This is a genomic window from Pseudomonas sp. GQ91, from assembly GCF_059758795.1.
This window is the reverse complement of record NZ_JCAXED010000028.1, coordinates 1-17,152: the sequence shown is the minus strand read 5'-3', so window position 1 is coordinate 17,152 and position 17,152 is coordinate 1. Positions and strand designations below refer to the sequence as shown.

At 57.8% G+C, this 17,152-nt stretch carries 9 protein-coding genes, 1 rRNA gene and 1 pseudogene; 7 read left to right on the top strand and 4 right to left on the bottom strand.

Annotation, left to right across the window (positions count from 1 at the left end; all coding sequences use genetic code 11):
- Positions 1-4,519, top strand: a pseudogene (locus tag AC6CIA_RS26015) (LapA family giant adhesin); the annotation flags it as partial.
- A 161-nt stretch (positions 4,520-4,680) separates the two neighbouring features.
- Positions 4,681-5,019: a tryptophan synthase subunit beta gene (locus AC6CIA_RS26010; protein ID WP_498315984.1), complete on the top strand. Its 339-nt coding sequence runs from the start codon at positions 4,681-4,683 to the stop codon at positions 5,017-5,019.
- Between the two features lie 5 nt (positions 5,020-5,024).
- On the opposite strand, the gene lapD is transcribed toward AC6CIA_RS26010, so the two are convergent.
- Positions 5,025-6,971, bottom strand: a complete 1,947-nt coding sequence (gene lapD / locus AC6CIA_RS26005) for a cyclic di-GMP receptor LapD (RefSeq protein WP_498315982.1) — start codon at positions 6,969-6,971, stop codon at positions 5,025-5,027.
- Positions 6,972-6,985: 14 nt separating this feature from the next.
- Positions 6,986-7,678, bottom strand: a complete 693-nt coding sequence (gene lapG, locus AC6CIA_RS26000) for a cysteine protease LapG (RefSeq protein ID WP_498315980.1) — start codon at positions 7,676-7,678, stop codon at positions 6,986-6,988.
- A 278-nt stretch (positions 7,679-7,956) separates the two neighbouring features.
- On the opposite strand from lapG, the gene AC6CIA_RS25995 reads away from it, so the two are divergent.
- The 5 genes from AC6CIA_RS25995 to AC6CIA_RS25975 all read left to right on the top strand — a co-directional run bounded on the left by AC6CIA_RS25995 (position 7,957) and on the right by AC6CIA_RS25975 (position 14,697).
- The gene (locus tag AC6CIA_RS25995) at positions 7,957-8,667 is read left to right on the top strand and encodes a GntR family transcriptional regulator (RefSeq protein ID WP_498315979.1); all 711 of its coding nucleotides are present in this window, start codon (positions 7,957-7,959) and stop codon (positions 8,665-8,667) included.
- A gap of 440 nt (positions 8,668-9,107) precedes the next feature.
- Positions 9,108-9,884, top strand: coding sequence for a DUF3050 domain-containing protein (locus AC6CIA_RS25990; protein WP_498315977.1), 777 nt, complete (start codon positions 9,108-9,110; stop codon positions 9,882-9,884).
- Positions 9,884-10,828 (top strand): diiron oxygenase, encoded by a 945-nt coding sequence (locus tag AC6CIA_RS25985; RefSeq protein ID WP_498315976.1) that lies wholly within the window; start codon positions 9,884-9,886, stop codon positions 10,826-10,828. The genes AC6CIA_RS25990 and AC6CIA_RS25985 overlap by 1 nt, the downstream gene beginning before the upstream one ends.
- A complete protein-coding gene (locus AC6CIA_RS25980; RefSeq protein WP_498315975.1) occupies positions 10,825-14,214 on the top strand; it encodes an amino acid adenylation domain-containing protein in 3,390 nt (1,129 codons plus the stop codon). Before AC6CIA_RS25985 ends, AC6CIA_RS25980 begins: the two co-directional genes overlap by 4 nt.
- 21 nt (positions 14,215-14,235) lie before the next feature.
- Entirely contained in the window at positions 14,236-14,697 is a 462-nt protein-coding gene (locus AC6CIA_RS25975; RefSeq protein ID WP_498315973.1) for an SRPBCC family protein, read from the top strand.
- Between the two features lie 47 nt (positions 14,698-14,744).
- Here the strand turns inward: AC6CIA_RS25975 and AC6CIA_RS25970 are convergent, their stop codons facing one another.
- Positions 14,745-16,625: a methyl-accepting chemotaxis protein gene (locus AC6CIA_RS25970; RefSeq protein WP_498315971.1), complete on the bottom strand. Its 1,881-nt coding sequence runs from the start codon at positions 16,623-16,625 to the stop codon at positions 14,745-14,747.
- Between the two features lie 350 nt (positions 16,626-16,975).
- A 5S ribosomal RNA gene (gene rrf, locus AC6CIA_RS25965) occupies positions 16,976-17,091 on the bottom strand.
- Between the last annotated feature and the right edge of the window lie 61 nt (positions 17,092-17,152).

Sequence of the window (17,152 nt, the reverse complement as noted above, 5' to 3'; positions counted from 1 at the left end):
AAACCAATCCAGCGGCACTGTTTCAGTACTGGCGCCAAATGATGTGTATGCCGGCGACCAAACCGTCAGCACCGCGATCACCAAGGTGACCGGCGGCGAGCACTTTGAAAATCTGGTTCCGGGCACTGACACTGTCACCACGACCGTCACTGACACACCGGGTACTGATGACACCACCACTGTCACACTGAGCGCGCCTAGCTCCGTCAACGAAGGTGGCCAAATCACCTACACCGCTACGCTTTCCAACAAAGCAGGCAGCGACGTCACTCTGAAGTTGGACAACAACTCGACCATCACCATCAAGGCTGGCGAAACCGTCGGCACGGTCACCGTTGATGCGCCAACTGATGACGTGTTCATCGACAAGTCCTCCGAGACCGTCAAAATCACCGACGCCACGGGCGGTAACTTCGAAAAACTGGAAATCGCTGGTAACGGTGCAACCACCGTCGTCAATGACACCATCGATGACGTGAAGGTTGTGCTGACCGCCACCAACACCATCGCCGAGGGCGGTCAGATCGTTTACACCGCGAGCCTCGTTGACAAGAACGGTGCCGCCGTGACCAACGTCGGTTCCGACCTGGTGATCAAGCTGGATAACGGTTCGACCATCACCATCGGCAACGGCAAGACCTCCGGCACGGCCAATGTCACGGCGCCGAATGACGCCTACATCGGCGCCAGCGACGTCTCTGCCAGGATCACCGACGTGGTCAGCGGCGGCGACAAGTATGAGAATCTGATTCCGGTCGGCACCCCGGTGGTCACCAAAGTGACGGACGTGGTGAGCAACACCGTGATCAGCATCGCCGGCGATGCCTCTGTCACCGAGGGCCAGACCGCTCACTACACGCTGAATCTCACCCATCCGGCGGCGACCGAGGTTACGGTGACGCTCAAGTACAGCGGCACCGCTGCCGACGGTTCTGACTTCACGGGTGTGTACACCGTGAAGATTCCGGCGAACGCCAGCAGCGCGACGTTCGATATCAAGACCATCGATGACAAGTTGACCGAGCCTACGGAAAACTTCGTGATCAGCATCGACAAGACTACCGGCGGCAACTTCGAGAACCTGGCGATCAGCGGCACCCACGGCAGCGTCACCACCTCGATCATCGACAACGATGCTCCGCCGGTGATTGATCTGGATGCCAACAACTCCAGCGGCGCCAGCGGTGCCAACTACAAGACCTCGTTCACCGAAGGCGGCACCGGCGTATCGATCGCTGACACCGACATCACTATCACTGATCCGGACAGCACCCAACTGACCGGCGCCACGGTGGTCCTGACCAATACTCAGCCGAACGACTCGTTGAACTACAGCAACGTCACCGGCATCACCGTGACCTCAGTGACGGATCCTGCCACCGGCAAGATCACCCTGACCTTGAGCGGAACGGCGACGCTGGCTGACTACATGCAGCAGATCAAGAACATCACGTTCAGTAACAACAGCGACGACCCAAGCACCACCCCACGGATCATCACCGTGAGCGTAACCGACGGCGGCAACTACTCCAACGTGGCCACCACCACGGTCAACGTGGTCGCGGTCAACGATCCACCGGTTGCCACTGGCAGCGCCGTTACCGGCACCGAAGACACGCCGCTGGCCCTGACCTGGTCGAACTTCGGTGTCAGCGACGTGGACTCCTCCCAAGCGAGCCTCGGCGTGAAAATCACCGAGTTGCCGGTGGCCGGCAAGTTGCAGTTCCTGGCTGCGGATGGCACCTCCTGGACCAACGTGAGCAGCGGGCAGACGTTTACCAAGGCGCAGATCGATGGCGGTCAATTGCGCTTCATGCCAAACGCCAACGAGTCCGGAACCAACGGTTACGGCGGCACCGGTGTGGGCAACAAACAGGCTGACTATGCACAGTTCAAGTTCCAGCCAACCGATGGCAAGGATCTGGGCAACAGCGCCACAGTCAAAGTCGACATCACGCCGGTAGCGGACGCGCCAACCTTGAGCGTTGCCGACAACACCATCGACTCCGTGGGCCTGATCAAGCAGAGCTGGAACAGCATTCCGAACATCGGCACCAACGGCAATGGCGCCTCGGCAAGCGTGTTGAAAAACGCCATCGACAACGCCGGCACGCCAACCAGCACGACAGTCTCGACCAGCGTCCAGCCCACTGCAGACGTACCCGGCGGTGCTGGCTCGAAGACCTCCGGCCTGATCTACCTGGAAGCGGGCAAGTCCTACACCTTCAGCGGCTACGGTGATGACAGCATCCTGGTCAACATCGGGGGCAAGGATGTCGCCAGCGGCACGTGGGGATCGAACTCCGGCAAGTTCAGCGGTACGTTCACCCCGACCAGCAACGGCTACTACAGCATTGATATCTACCATGCCAACCAATCTGGCCCTGGCAGCTTTGATCTCAAACTGTCGGTCAACGGTGGCGCGGCTACGCACCTGAACAACACCACGATGCCGATCTACACCGGCATCAACGACCTGATCAACGCCGGCGCACAGGTTTCCGACCTGCACGGCAGCAACGGCCAGGGCTACTACGACGCCTACAAGCTCAACGAAGGCCTGGAAAACGGCACGGTGAAGCTGACCGCGGTCACCACTGGCCTGACCGATACCGACGGCTCGGAAACCCTGAGCGTGAAAATCGGTGGTATCCCGGCGGGCGCGGTTTTGAGCGACGGCGCCGGGCATACCTTCACGGCCACCAACGGCCTGAGCGAAGTGAATGTGACGGGTTGGGATCTGAACAACCTGACCCTCAAGCCGCTGCCTTACACCAGTGGCCAGTACCACCTGACCGTCACCTCCACCTCGACGGAAAGTCTGGGTGGCTCAGCGAGTACCGTGGCGCAATTGCCGGTCACCGTGTACCCGGCGACCTACAACCCGGTCACGGCGACTTCCGGCGATGACAACGTCACCGGTACCAGTGGCAACGACGTTGTCGTTGCGGATGTTTCGGGTCTGAATGTGGTTCAAGGCAAGAACTACAACATCGCGTTCATGGTAGACAGCTCGGGCAGCATGAACGCGAACTCGATCAAAGCCGCGAAAGATTCGCTAACCACTGTGTTCAAATCGTTGCAAGACAGTATCGGTTCCAGCACCTCGGGCACCGTGAATATTTTCCTGGCGGACTTCGACACTCAGGTCAACCAGACGATTTCGGTTAACCTGAAAGACCCGGGTGCCTTGCAGGCCTTGCAGAAAGTCCTGGACTCGATGGTGTCTGGCGGCGGCACCAACTACGAAGATGTGTTCAAAGCCACGGCCAACTTCTTCATGAGTGCCCAGGCGACCAGTAACATTGGCGCAATCAATACGACGTACTTCATCACCGATGGCCAGCCGACGTATTACCAGCGCAGCGAACAGACCAACCCGACGCTGTACGGCAACGTCAAGCTGGATGATGTGGTCACCACCAGCAACTACACACTGGGCACCGCCACCCGAATCACTGTCGATCAGACCCACCTGATTGATATCGATGCGGCGGGCAAGGTCACCGTCTGGTCCTACAGCAACATCTGGGGCTGGTCGCAGTCCAACCCGGGCATCATCCACGCTCAAGGGGATGGTACTTTTGAGCTGTCGGTCCTTGGTGGCTGGGGTAACGATACCGATACCGCGACCACCAACAACTCCAACAGTGCATTCGCGTTGCTCAAAGGCCTGTCCACGGGCGGCGTAGAGGCCATCGGCCTCAACAGCGGGGTCAGTCTCACTCAACTGGCGCCTTACGACAGCGATGGCAATCCACAAAGCAATATCGATCCGAAGGACCTGGCCAACGCCATCCTCGGTCACTCCGAGGCCACCTTGCCGGGTGCCGACCGTGTCGATGGCGGGGACGGCAACGACATCCTGTTCGGTGACCTGGTGAGCTTCCCGGGGATTGCGGGCGAAGGTTACAACGCGATCCAGACCTACGTGGCCGGGAAAAACGGCGTAGCGGTGTCTGCGATCACCGGCCAGGATGTGCATAAGTACATCACCGAGCACTACACCGAGTTCAACACCTCGGGCGCGAAGGACGGTAACGACACCCTGCTGGGTGGCTCGGGCGATGACATCCTGTTCGGCCAGGGCGGCAGTGACTACCTGGACGGCGGCAAGGGTAACGACATCCTGCTGGGCGGCACCGGCAACGACACGCTGATTGGTGGTCTGGGCAATGACATCCTGATTGGCGGTGCGGGTGCCGATACCTTCGTCTGGAAATCCGGCGACGTCGGCAACGATGTGATCAAGGACTTCAAGGCGTCGGAAGGCGACCGTATCGATTTGCGCGACCTGCTCAAGGGCGAGACTGACGGCACCATCGATAACTTCCTGAAGTTGACGACGGTGAATAACGTGACGACGCTGCAGATCAGCTCCGAAGGCAAGCTCAACGCCGACGGCGGATTGGCCAATGCCGATGTGACGATCAAGCTGGAAGGCACCAACTGGTCCGGCCAGACGATCAACTCGTTGATCAGCGGTGCCGACCCGACCATCAAGGTCGATCACACCTAAGCTGAACCACTGGACCGGCCGCCTCTTGAGGCGGCCGGCTCATTTCAGGCGGCCCGTCACTGGCACGGGGCCACGGTTGCACGGCATACTCACGCCTGATGTGCGCCGTTGGCCTATGCTGCTGGCAAGTTGTTGCCAGTACTTCTGATGAGGGATGTTCAATGTTCTACGTGCAACGAGATGCACAGGGCGCGCTGATTCGCGTAGAGACGGCAGCCTTCATCGAGTCGACCGATACCCTGCCGGCCGATCATCTTGAGATTCAGACCTGGTTCGCCAACGAAGAGGCGGAGGTCAGCCTCAAGCAACTCAAGCAAAGTGACTCGGAGATGATCCGGGTACTGGAAGACCTGATCCACGTGCTGATCCAGAAAGGCGTGATCAACCTGACCGACCTGCCCGTTGCCGCGCAGACCAAGTTGAAGGGGCGCCTCAATGCTCGGGAATCATTGAGTGGGCTGAGCCGGCTGATCAATGACGATGAGACCGGTTTGATCTGAGCCGCTTAACGCCAGGGCGCAGGCTCTCCAAACAGCTGGCCCTGCACACCAAAAATGCCCATCTCGCGAATCACCTTCAACTCCCCTTCGGTTTCGACGCGCTCCGCGATCAGCGGCAGATCGATGCTGTGGGCCGCACGTTGAATGGCCTCGATGAACAGGCGTTTGTCGCTTTCCTGATCAATGTCACGGATGTAACTGCCGTCGATTTTCAGATAGGCCAGGCCCAGGCGCGCCAGATTGCCGATCATGCTGAAGCGCCCGCCAAAGCGCTGCAGGCTCAAACAGAAGTTCAGTTCCCGCAGACGCTGGGTCAGTTGCTCCAGCACGGCCTGGTCGGGCAATTGCTCCTCACCGATTTCCAGGGTCAGGCGTGGGCCCAGGTTGGCGTGTTGGCGCAAGAGCTCGAACACTCGATTCAGCGCCTGGGGGTCCGCCAGGGTCGCCGCGGACAGGTTCAGGGCCAGTGAATGCTCGTGCCCGCTCAGGTGTTTGAGCACCTGTTCCAACATCAAATGATCCAGGCGCGCCGACCAACCGAACCGCTCGATCCATGGCAGAAAACGCCCGGCCGGGATGGTTTGGCCCTGATCGTCCACCAGCCGCGACAGCACTTTGTAATGCAGGATCAGTTGCGGATCCTGGCTGGCCACCACGGGCTGGAAGTACAACTCAAAACGGTGCTGAGCCAGCGCCTGGTCGAGCAGAGAATGCCAGGCATGGTGATCGTCACCGACACTGGCAGCGGCGCTGTGATCCAGACACACCCAACTGACGTCGCCCTGGGCTTCGGCCTGGGCCAAGGCCTGGTCGGCCAGCGTCAATAGCGACTGGGGCGAGTCCCCATGATTGAACGGCGCCAGACCGATACAGGCAACGGGGGTGACATCGCTGGCACCGGTGGCTTGCAGGCTGAGCAGGGTTTTTTCCAGGTTTTGCGCCAATTGCATCGCCTCTTCACGCACCAGCCCCGGCGCCAACACCGCAAATTCACCGCCGCGGATCCGCGTGACCAAATTGTGGGTTTCCGGGTACGGTGCGCATTCACGCAGCAGCTGTTGGCCCACCGCCTGCAGGAGTCGGTCGGTGCGTTGACCACCCAGGCGCTGGTTGAGGCCGGCCAGGTCCTTGATCCGCAACACCAGCAAGTAACCAGAGCTGGTTTCTTCAGGGTTGCTGACCCGGGCGTTGAGTTGCATCTCGAAATAACGACGGTTGGCCAAGCCGGTAAGCGTGTCCTGATAGGATTCCACCCGCAGTTTTTCGCTGCGCTCGGCCTGTTCCTGGAACAGTGCCTTGAGCTTTTCCACCATCTGATTCATCGCCTGCACCACACGCCGCAATTCCGGGGTGCGCGGCAGGTCGGGCAGGCTCAGGAATTCCCGGCGGGCAATGGCGTGAGACTGCTTGACCATGTAATCCAACGGTTTCAATTGCCGGCGCAGCAACAACGCCCCAAGCACCGCACTGACCGCGCCGCACAGCAGCAGCCAGCCCAGGCTGCCCAACGCGCTCTGCCAGAGCTTCGCCAGGGCGAACATCGGATGGCTGACCACCTCGACCCGCGCGGCCTGCTCCCAGCCACGGCTGACCAAGGCATCGCCACCGGCCGGCTCCAGGCCGATCAACTTGACGAACCAATCCGGCACACCGCTGTTATCGGGGATACCACTACGCTCGACGAGGGTCTGGTCATTGCTCAGGTCCACCACGCGGATGCTCGCGTAGTAACCACTGTCGAAGATAGAGCTGACCAGCAACTCGACCATCGCCGGGTCGTCGATATTCGGTGTCAGGGACAGCGCCAGCGCCGTCGCCGCATCCTGCGCATGGGAGCGCAACTGGTTCACATACTGCGTACGCGAGCTTTCCAGGCTGACCATGAAGCTGCCGCTGAAGGCGACCACCAGGAACAGACAGATAGCGATCAACAGTTGTTTGAACAAAGACATCTGAACGGTTACTCCTAGTTGGCCGGTTCGGCTGGAAAGCCTTCCGCACGCATTTTTTTCAACACATCCTGCCAGCGCGACAAGCGCTTGGTATCACCGACCTTCTTGTTGCCCTTGGCGCCTGGCAGGTACAACCCCTCGGCGTTGAAGGAATACACCGGCAGCAAGTCGGTGCGTTGGCTGGCGGGGCGGATTTCATCGATCAGGCTGTCGAGCACCAGCGGCATGGCATCGGGCGTCGAGTAATAGGTCAGGACCATGTGGGCACGATTCTGACGTAACGCCTTGACGTAAGTAATGCGCAATTTTTCGCTGGGAACGCCCAGGCGGCGAAGGCTGAAGTATTTGGCAATCGCATAGTCTTCACAATCGCCGGCCCCCTTCCAAAGCGCTTCGATGGGGGTTTCCCAATAGTCCACCCGCCCCCACAGATCAATATCTTCCACATAGCGCACTTGTTTGTTGAAGAACAGGTTGACCACCTTGAGCTGCTCCAACTCGCCGACTTGCTTTTGCGTCGACAACAGGCGCTGCCAGTCATCAATCCGCTGCTGGCCTGCACCCAACGGCCCATAAAGGGCGGTCGCCCGGCGACTGATCTGCGAGAAATCCCAATCGGCATGCAACCCGCCAGGCAATAAGCCAGCCAGCAGCAGCGCTGAAAACAACCAGCACAGAATCCGGGAGGGAATTAAGCGTACCGCCAATGCGTTCAGTCCGTAAAAGAGAGACGGATAATCAATGGATGGTGACGGTTCGTCCGACAAAAGACAATGGCACCATGCAATCACGCAAAGTCTGTCGGACAAATGCAATCAAGGACTGTAAGTCATCGTCAAACTCTGTTGTAAGACGAAAAACGGCCTTATTGCACAACTTACAAACGGAAACTTTCCCCGTTTGACAAGCTTGCAAGCACTCTCTAGTGTGCTTTGGATCCAATTAGCCGCACCCATACTAATTATTAAAGGAGGATAGCGTAGTCGTGACGCAGAAGCCGAACCCTTTGAGCAGCATCGAAATCCGCGGGCCCATTCCCGCCCATCTCGCCCGAGCCGTCATTGAAGAAACATTACGCAACGCCATTCTGGATGGCCGCCTCCCCTGTGGCACAGCCATGCGCCAGCAAGAACTGGCCAGCCTCTTCGGGGTAAGCCGAATGCCCGTGCGCGAGGCGTTGCGCCAACTGGAGGCGCAGTCGCTGTTGCATGTGGTGACCCACAAGGGAGCAGTCGTTGCACCGCTGATCGAAGACAACTCGGGCGAAACCTACGCATTGCGCATTCTGCTGGAGTCCGAGGCCTTGCGCTTGTCGATTCCTCGGCTCAGCGAAGAAGATATCGCCCAAGCAGCTGCGATTATTGATGCATTGGAACGTGAGACCGACTACACCGAAATCGGCCGGCTGAATCGTCTGTTTCATATGGCGCTGTATGGCCAAGCTCCGAACCAGCGGTTGTTGAAGCTGGTTGAACACGGCTTGAATGAAGAGGAGCGGTTTCTGCGCTTCAACCTTGAAGCCATGGGGCTGGGCGAGACGTCTCAAGCGGATCATCGCGAACTGCTGAACCTGGTAGCGCAGAAAAAAGTCGACGAAAGCGTACTGACGCTGCGCAACCATCTCATGCGCGGCATGGAGGTGATCACTCTTTACCTGAACAGTCTCAAGCAGGACAGCGATAAGGACGCCGTTTAGTTTTTCCGGAACCGGACGCCCTCCGTCGGCCACAAAGCGGCGTCCCGCAGCCTTGAATGCACATTGTTCATATAGCCCTGCAAATACAAAGGAAACTTCTTACTCTTAACTAACAACTACCACACTGATGCATCTTTCCTCGAAAAATAATCTATAACATCAAACAGCATCTTTACGCTTAAGCGTTTTAATATTTCCTCACTGACTCCCGACATTTCTATCGAAAGCGTGAATACCTGCTTGAACCTTGCCATGCGCAATGCTCCGCTAAATATAACTGGAGCGTCCTGCAATTACTTGATTCGCACCAGTCACCACACCCCACGGGCGTCATTGGCCACGGGCTATTGCTGTATTCGTCCCCAAAATAGACAACGCTCATGTGTTGTCACAATGAATTTTTCTACTTGAGCCAACATAACGACTTATAGGCATTAATCATGCTCCAACACCGAGAACTACTTGAATCTAAAAAACAGCAACTTTGCAACCATCCTATCTTCCGGGAGGTCAACTCGCTGACCAAACTCAGAAGTTTTATGCAAAACCATGTATTTGCCGTGTGGGACTTCATGACATTGGTAAAACGCCTGCAGCGGGATTTGACCTGTATTCGTTTGCCTTGGCTACCGCCGGCTGACCCGCAGGCGGCACGCCTGATAAACGAGATCGTGCTGAGCGAGGAGTCAGACACATGCACGCGTGCTGGACATTACAGTCACTTCGAACTGTACCTGGACGCCATGCGCCAAATCGGTGCCAGCACGGCTCCCATCGAAGCCTTCATCTCCCTGCAGCGAGAGGGCGTCACCGCCGACACCGCGTTATCGCGCATTGATATTCATCCGGCTGTGGAACGCTTCGTCAGGCGCACTCTGGCTATCGCGTTGCACGCGCCAACCCACTGCGTCGCGGCGGCCTTTGTGCATGGTCGTGAAAGTGTCATTCCGGCGATGTTCAAACGGTTGCTGGACGGCTGCGAAGTCATGCATCACCAGGCACCGACCTTGCGCTACTACCTCAAGCGACATATTGATCTGGATACTCACGAGCACGGACCCGCTGCCGAGCAATTGCTCAGTCGACTGACCCACGCCAACCCGCACCACAAACAACAAGCCTGTAGCGCTGCCCTTGGTGCCGTGGAGAGCCGTATCGCTTTATGGGACGGACTCCTTCAGCCTTCGCCCGCCGAACGAAGAGAGGTAACGCTGTGATGGCCAGCGACTATCGCTCATTTGCCGAAGACTGGGAGCTTCACGCGACCATTCGCACGCGCCCTCGTCGCGTGTTGGAGAACGACGACAAGCTGATCTATCCCCCATGTCGCCAGCCTTTGGTGCTCAGCGCCGCGTTTCTTGAGCATTGTCCCCAGTGGCGGGATTTTGTCCTGGTGCAAACGTTTTATAAATTCATCAATGATGTGGTGATTTTCGAAACGGAAATCGTCGACAACACCGCCCGAAGCATCGCCAAGAACCGTTTTTCAATACCCTTCCCGCCTGCTTGTCGCTACGGCGCCATGACCATCGTCGTCGATGAGGATTACCACGCCCTCGTCGCCATGGACTTCATGCAGCAAACGGTGGCGATGACCGGCATAGCTCCCCTTCAACTGCCTGTGGCAATCGAGTTGAGTCGCGCCATACCCATTGCGCAGGCGAAAGCCCCGAACCATCTGCGAGACGCTATAGAGCTGATTTGCGTGGCGATTGCCGAGAATACCGTCACCCACGAAGTTGCGGCATTCGCCAGGGATGACAGCGTCAAACTGTCAGTCAGGGGCTTGATGGCTGACCACTTGCTGGACGAGGGCCGCCACGCCAAGTTCTGGACCCATCTGGTACGACTCTATTGGCAGACGGCAAGCGCCAAGGATCGCGACTGTATCGCCCAAATCCTGCCCGTCTTCCTTCAACATTATTTGACTAATGCACTGCAAAAAGACTTCGACCTACAGCTGATCGAGCACTTGGACGTCAACGCCGGTACCCGCGAGGCCCTCCGTGCGGAGATTCAGGCCCTGGCCTTCCCGATTACCGGCCAGCATCCGTTGATCGAAAACATCATGGGATTTCTGCGCCGTAGCGGGTTATTGCAAACACCTTGTATTGCACAGTCGCTGGCGGCCTATCTGCCTGGATCGGGGAGAAGCTCATGAGACGCCTGGAAATCATGCTGATCGGTAGCAGCCCGGCCTTGAATGAAGTGAAGCAGGCGCTGGAAGCTTTCGGGCATGGACTCAGCGGCCCAATGCCGGATATCGATCTGTTGATTGAAGACGGCAGCCAGCCCGTTCCGCAGGCTCTAAACCAGGCTGCATGGTTGAGTCTGCGCCTGGCCGTCGGGCCTTTGGTTGAATGTGGCCTGCCGTCACTGCAGTTTCGCTGCTATGACCGCGCGCACCAGTTGATTGCTGTTCTGGATGTGATGCCGGGGTCCTGCGGCAATGGCCAACGACTACGTCGGCAAGCAGTGGCGCGATTTGTGGAATGGGTCGCAAGGCATGTCAGTGGTTTCTCGCGCCAGGCCGAATACCTCTCACAAACCGCGACTGCTTCTGTATGTCCAGAACAAGCTTTGCAGGGCCTGGAAGGACTGGCGTACCTGCATCGTTTTAACCGGACCGCCGACCCGGTACTCCTGGAAAAAGCCAGGACGCCATTGATCACACGGCTGGAGCACAGTTTACGTACCTTTGCCGAGCGACCGGCGCTGAACATTGCAGGCAGTACCTTCAGTTACCGCCGCTTGCACCGACAAAGCCTGGCCATTCAAGACGTTCTGTGGCCGTTGATCGAGGGCGTACAGACACCAGTGGTCGGGATCTGCCTGGGCAAATCTGTCGAGTTGTATGCCGGTATTCTGGCAATCATGGGGTGCGGCGCGATCTACCTGCCGCTGGAGCCGGGCCACCCGGTGGTACGCCAGAAAAGCATGCTGGACACCGCAGGAGCGGTGGTATTGCTGGATGACGGTCAGCATCCCTTGCGAGAGCATTTCACGGCCCTGAATGTCAGCCTTATCGATAGCCAAGATACAGATAACCGCCAACCGCTGATAAGAACGCTACCCCCGATCGATAGCGCCAGCATGGTGCTCTATACCTCGGGGACCACGGGACAGCCCAAAGGGGTCTGGCTCAGCCAGCACAATCTGGCGCATTTCTGTGCATGGTATGCCCGGCATGTACGGCTCAACGAATCCAGTCGTGTCCTGCAGTTTTCGTCCTTGAGTTTTGACTCTTCGTTGATTGACCTCTTTCCCTCTTTAAGCGCGGGAGCCACGCTGATAGTGCCCACCGAGGAACAACGTCACGACCCCCGCCAGTTAGTTAAACTCATCCGCCAACAGCGCATCAGCCACGCATTTGTGCCGCCGGCACTGCTGAGCATCCTGCCGCTGGAAGGGCCGTGGGACCTTGAGCACCTGCTGACCGGCGGCGACATCTGCGAGCCCCATGTGATCGAGCATCTGGCCGGGCAATGTGCTTTACACAATCTGTATGGACCGACGGAAGCCACGGTCCTGGCCACCACGTGCCGACTAAAGGTCGACGACAGCAATCGTCATCTCGGCGTGCCCATTGCCAACAGCCAGGTGCTGATTCTCGACGAACACCAGCAGCCCGTCGATGAACACGTTGTGGGCGAGTTGTACATCGCCGGACCCGGAGTGAGCCTGGGTTATGTGAACCAGCCACGGCACACCGCCGAGCATTTTGTGCAGCTGTCGCTGCCCGATGGCCAAGTATTGCGCACCTATCGTACCGGCGACAGGGCAAAGTGGACGGCACATGGCATCGAGTTTGTCGGACGCGTGGACCATCAAGTGAAGATACGCGGCTTTCGGGTCGAGCCTCAGGAGATCGAACAGCGCCTGCGCGACAGCCATCTTTTCCGCCAGGTGGCAGTGGTAATCGATCGAGACCTGAGAATCCTGGCCTTTGTGGCGCAGCCCAACGCCAGCGACGCCGACTCGCCCCTTAGCGCGCTCAGACACTATGCCCGGCAGACACTGCCGGACTATATGCAACCGACCGCCTGCACCGAGCTGGCGGAAATGCCGTACTCCAGCAACGGCAAGGTCGATCGACAGGCACTGTTGAAACGGGTGGCACAGCCCGCCTCGGATGCCATCTTGCGCGCGCCGCAAACGCTCATGGAAACCCAGTTGCTCCACCTGTGGAGTGAACTGCTGGCGTTACCGGTCAGCGAGATATCGACGGACGATAGTTTTTTCCACCTCGGCGGTCACTCCATCCTGCTTTCAACCCTGCTGCTGCGTATCCGCGAGTTGTGTGGTCGCAGCCTACCGCTCAGCCGGTTTATTGAAGCGCCAACGGTGCGCAACCTCGCGGCGCTGTTAGGGGGTGACGCAGCGGTCCACCCCCCCACTCATCATGCGGCACGGGACACACAGCGGGCGCTGGGGATATGCATGCTACCGGCGGAGCGGGCGGGTGATCGACAAAAAATCATCGTGACCGGCGCCAACAGTTTCGTCGGCGTACATATTGTCGAAGCGCTCCTGGCGGCCGGTGCGACGGAGGTTGCCTGTCTGGTCCGTGGAAGTGCCGGACAGTCGGCCACCAGCCGATTTGCACAGGCTTTGCGTGAGTACCGCATGGAACATCTGGATTGGCGCCGGCTGCAGGTCTACGCCGCCGATATCCGTCAGCCGCGTCTCGGGCTAGGCATCCAGGACTATCACTACCTGGCCCGGCAATACGGGGTGCTGGTACATAACGCGGCCCACGTCAATCACGTCATGGATTACGCCGCCCTCGCCAGGGACAACGTGGAACCTGTGCTGGAATGCCTTCGCTTGTGTGAAACCCATCGCAAGAAGGTATTCAATTTCGTTTCGACATTGTCGGCCTCCAGCAGCATGGACGCCCAAGGCAATGTGCTTGAAGCGCCCGCGGCCCCTACACCGCCGCTCTACCTCAAGAACGGTTACAACCTGTCCAAATGGGTGGCTGAGCGCTTATTGGACCGCGCCGCCAGACAAGGTGCCTGGGTCAATATCTATCGCCCCGGGAACATCAGTTTCAATAGTCAAAACGGGGTCTGCCAACCGCATAAGAATCGCTTGATGCTAATGCTCAAAGGCTCGCTGCAATTGGGTCGGGTGCCACGCTGGCAACTGAACTTCGATTTGATGCCAGTAGACTTTCTAGGGCGTTTCATTGCTTTCCACAGCGGCCGCCACGATTCAGCAAGGAGCGTGTTCAATTTGCACAATCCGCAACCGCTGAGTTGGGAGACCTACGTCGATGCCTTTCGGCAGGCAGGTCATGTGTTCGAACTGGTGAGCGTGGCCGATTGGCAACATCATCTGCGGGAAGTCGGGCGCGAAAACGCTTTGTTCGGTGTTCTCGGCTTCTATCTTAATGGGCCGGGAGAGGACATCGGCGACACGTCGCTGATTTGCCACGACAACGCGCGGTATGGCGTCGAAACGATGGGGGTGCAGTACCCGGAGAAAAGTCCCGAGTTGTTGCATAAGGGCTGCCAATACCTCAAGACCATTGGCTTTCTGTGAGCCCGCCCCCAGGAAAACCTTATGAAACCACTGCAACCCGATACGTTGATCAAGAACCCCAGCAGCAGACCCGTGGTGTGCTCAGTCACGATTGCCTGCAGCGCCATCGAGCTGTGGAATATCGTGGGCCGTTTCAACCGCTTTGACGCGTTCATTCCTGCCTTGTCCCGCATTGAAATGACGGGCGACGGAGTGGGATCGCTGCGCAAGAAATTTTTCCACGATGGCAACATCGTGGTGGAGCAGCTCAACAGCCACGATTGCGAGGCGATGCACATGACCTGGACGACGATCTATAACACGTTGGGCGTGGCTCGATTGTGGGCGGCAATGAGTGTCGAGTCACTGGGGCAGACCCATTCCAGGGCGACCTGGACCCTCATGGCAGAGCCTGTCGATAGGCGTGATGCAGCTGGGTTTGAACAGTTCATCCAGGCTTTCGCGCAAAGCGCATTGAACAACGTACGCCAGCTGCTTGCCTGAACACGCATGACGGGGTGAAGGCGTCGACGCCCGCACCCCGTTGCCGATCAGATTTTGAAACTGTCGACCAATTGCTTCAAACGACTGGCTTGTTGCGACAGAGCATCGCAATCTTTCAAGGTTTCGTTGAGATTGCTCACGCCCTGCTGGTTAAGCAGGTTGATCTGGTTGATGTCGACGTTAAGCGTCTCCACCACCGCCGTTTGCTCCTCGGTGGCTGCGGCTACGGACTGGTTCATCCCATCGATCTCGACGATCCGCTGGGTCACGCTCACCAGTCGTGCACCTGCCTGGTTGGCAACTTCGACACTTTCTTCGCTGGACACCTGGCTGGCGTTCATCGTGGTCACCGCCTCACGCGAGCCAACCTGCAGCGAGGTAATCATCTTATGGATTTCCTCTGCTGACTCCTGAGTACGGTGAGCCAAGTTGCGCACCTCATCAGCAACCACGGCGAAGCCACGGCCGGCTTCTCCCGCGCGGGCAGCTTCAATGGCGGCATTCAAGGCCAACAGGTTGGTTTGCTGGGAAATGCCTTTGATCACGTCGAGAATGTGGCCAATGTTGTCGGTGCTGGCATTCAGGGTTTCGATCTGAGTGCAGGACAGGCTGATTTTCTGTGACAGCTCCGACATCGCCCGGATGGTCTGCTCGACGACTTGGCGGCCGTCATCCGCTTGCTCACTGGCACCACTCGCGTGTTGCGAGGCATCTGCGGCGTTGCGGGCGATTTCCTGGGTGGCGGCACCCAGTTCGTTAATAGCGGCAGCCACACTGTTGGTACGCGCGCTTTGCTCGTCGGAGCCGATAATCGAAGCGTTGGACGATGCCATCACGCGCTGGGAAAGATCATGAACCTGCCGGGTCGCGGAAGACACTTCACTGATCGATGCGTGAATACGCTCTACAAACTGATTGAAAGCACCACCCAGCTCGCCAAACTCGTCTTTGCTTTCCACAACCAGGCGACGGGTCAAGTCACCTTCACCCTGGGCAATGTCCTGCATCGCGCGGCCCATGGTGGTCAGGGGGCGCATCAATACTTGAATCAACAAGCTCAGCAATAGCGCAATTGCCGCGACCGCGATGAACATTGCGATCAAGGCCGAGGTACGAAACTTACCCAAAGGCGCATAGGCTTTGTCTCTATCAATCGACAAGCCGATGTACCAGTCTGCGTTCGGTAAACCGCTGATCGGGGTAAAGGACAGGATCCGATCCTGACCATGCAGCACTACATCCTGAGTGCCTTTCTCGATACGCACGGGAGTACCTGGGTAGATGTCCTTGAGGTTTTTCATCACTTGATCCTGGTCCGGACTCACGATCACCTGACCGTCACCGCTGACCAGGAAAGCATGCCCGATGCCGCCGAAGTCCACCGAGTTAATGATCTTCACCAGGGTTTGCAGACTCAGGTCACCACCGACTACCCCGAGCAACTCACCATTTTTCTTGACCGGCATAGCGATGGTCACGATCAGGCCACCGACAGCAGCCATATAAGGCGGCGTGAGCATTGGCTTGTCAGCGGCAACTGCCTGCTTGTACCAGGGACGTTGACGCGGATCGTAGTCAGCGGGCATTTGCGCATCGGGGCGCTGGGTGAAAACGCCGTTGGTTTGACCCACGTAGGTGAACTGGAAGTTTGACGTGAACGCTGGCTGATCCACCAAGCCAGGAAGATCAGCACTGCTGCCTTGATGCGCAACGTTTTGCGCCAGGCTTTCCAATGCCAATATCCGGCCACTGAGCCAGTTCTGCACGCTGCTGGCCGTCAGGTCACCGGATTGCTCGATGGATGACTCCAGGTTTTGTTTGATCGCGCTACGTTGCAGGTAATCGTTGTACAGCGTGAATAACGCGAAGGCTATAACTACAACGCCTGACGCAGCCAACAGAATTTTATGACTGAACTTGAGATTCATTTCATCGACTTCTTTTTGCCAAAATGGGGGTGAGCGTGCCGGGTGCAACATTCCATGTAATGCCATAGGCGGACTCTTCGACCGCTCTATTTCGGTGCGCGCATGGCTATTCAGGCTGTCGGCCAAGTCGGAATAAATCTTAGGGGTTTATGAGCCTGATGCTCTTTTTATGTACGAAAGTGACCAGTGGTAGCAATTTCAGGGCCCAATCACTCAATGCCACTGCTGGAGCTTCAGCCAGGATGCAGGCCGTTTTCCATGCCGTGAGTCAGCGGTGTAGCAAGAATATGCACTGGCCCTGAACGACAAAACCCCCGCCTGCATTAGCAGACGGGGGTTTCGGAATTCAATCTTGACGATGACCTACTCTCACATGGGGAAACCCCACACTACCATCGGCGATGCATCGTTTCACTGCTGAGTTCGGGATGGGATCAGGTGGTTCCAATGCTCTATGGTCGTCAAGAAATTCTGTGACCAGAGCGTTGCGTTTGCAACGTGCCGGTGAAAATCATGGACTTCTACAT

Excerpts from the sequence above, each read along its gene's own strand:
- AC6CIA_RS26010 (WP_498315984.1), top strand. The coding sequence starts at position 4,681 with ATGTTCTACGTGCAACGAGATGCACAGGGCGCGCTGATTCGCGTAGAG.
- lapD (WP_498315982.1), bottom strand. The coding sequence starts at position 6,971 with ATGTCTTTGTTCAAACAACTGTTGATCGCTATCTGTCTGTTCCTGGTG.
- AC6CIA_RS25990 (WP_498315977.1), top strand. The coding sequence starts at position 9,108 with ATGCTCCAACACCGAGAACTACTTGAATCTAAAAAACAGCAACTTTGC.
- AC6CIA_RS25985 (WP_498315976.1), top strand. The coding sequence starts at position 9,884 with ATGGCCAGCGACTATCGCTCATTTGCCGAAGACTGGGAGCTTCACGCG.
- AC6CIA_RS25980 (WP_498315975.1), top strand. The coding sequence starts at position 10,825 with ATGAGACGCCTGGAAATCATGCTGATCGGTAGCAGCCCGGCCTTGAAT.
- AC6CIA_RS25975 (WP_498315973.1), top strand. The coding sequence starts at position 14,236 with ATGAAACCACTGCAACCCGATACGTTGATCAAGAACCCCAGCAGCAGA.
- AC6CIA_RS25970 (WP_498315971.1), bottom strand. The coding sequence starts at position 16,625 with ATGAATCTCAAGTTCAGTCATAAAATTCTGTTGGCTGCGTCAGGCGTT.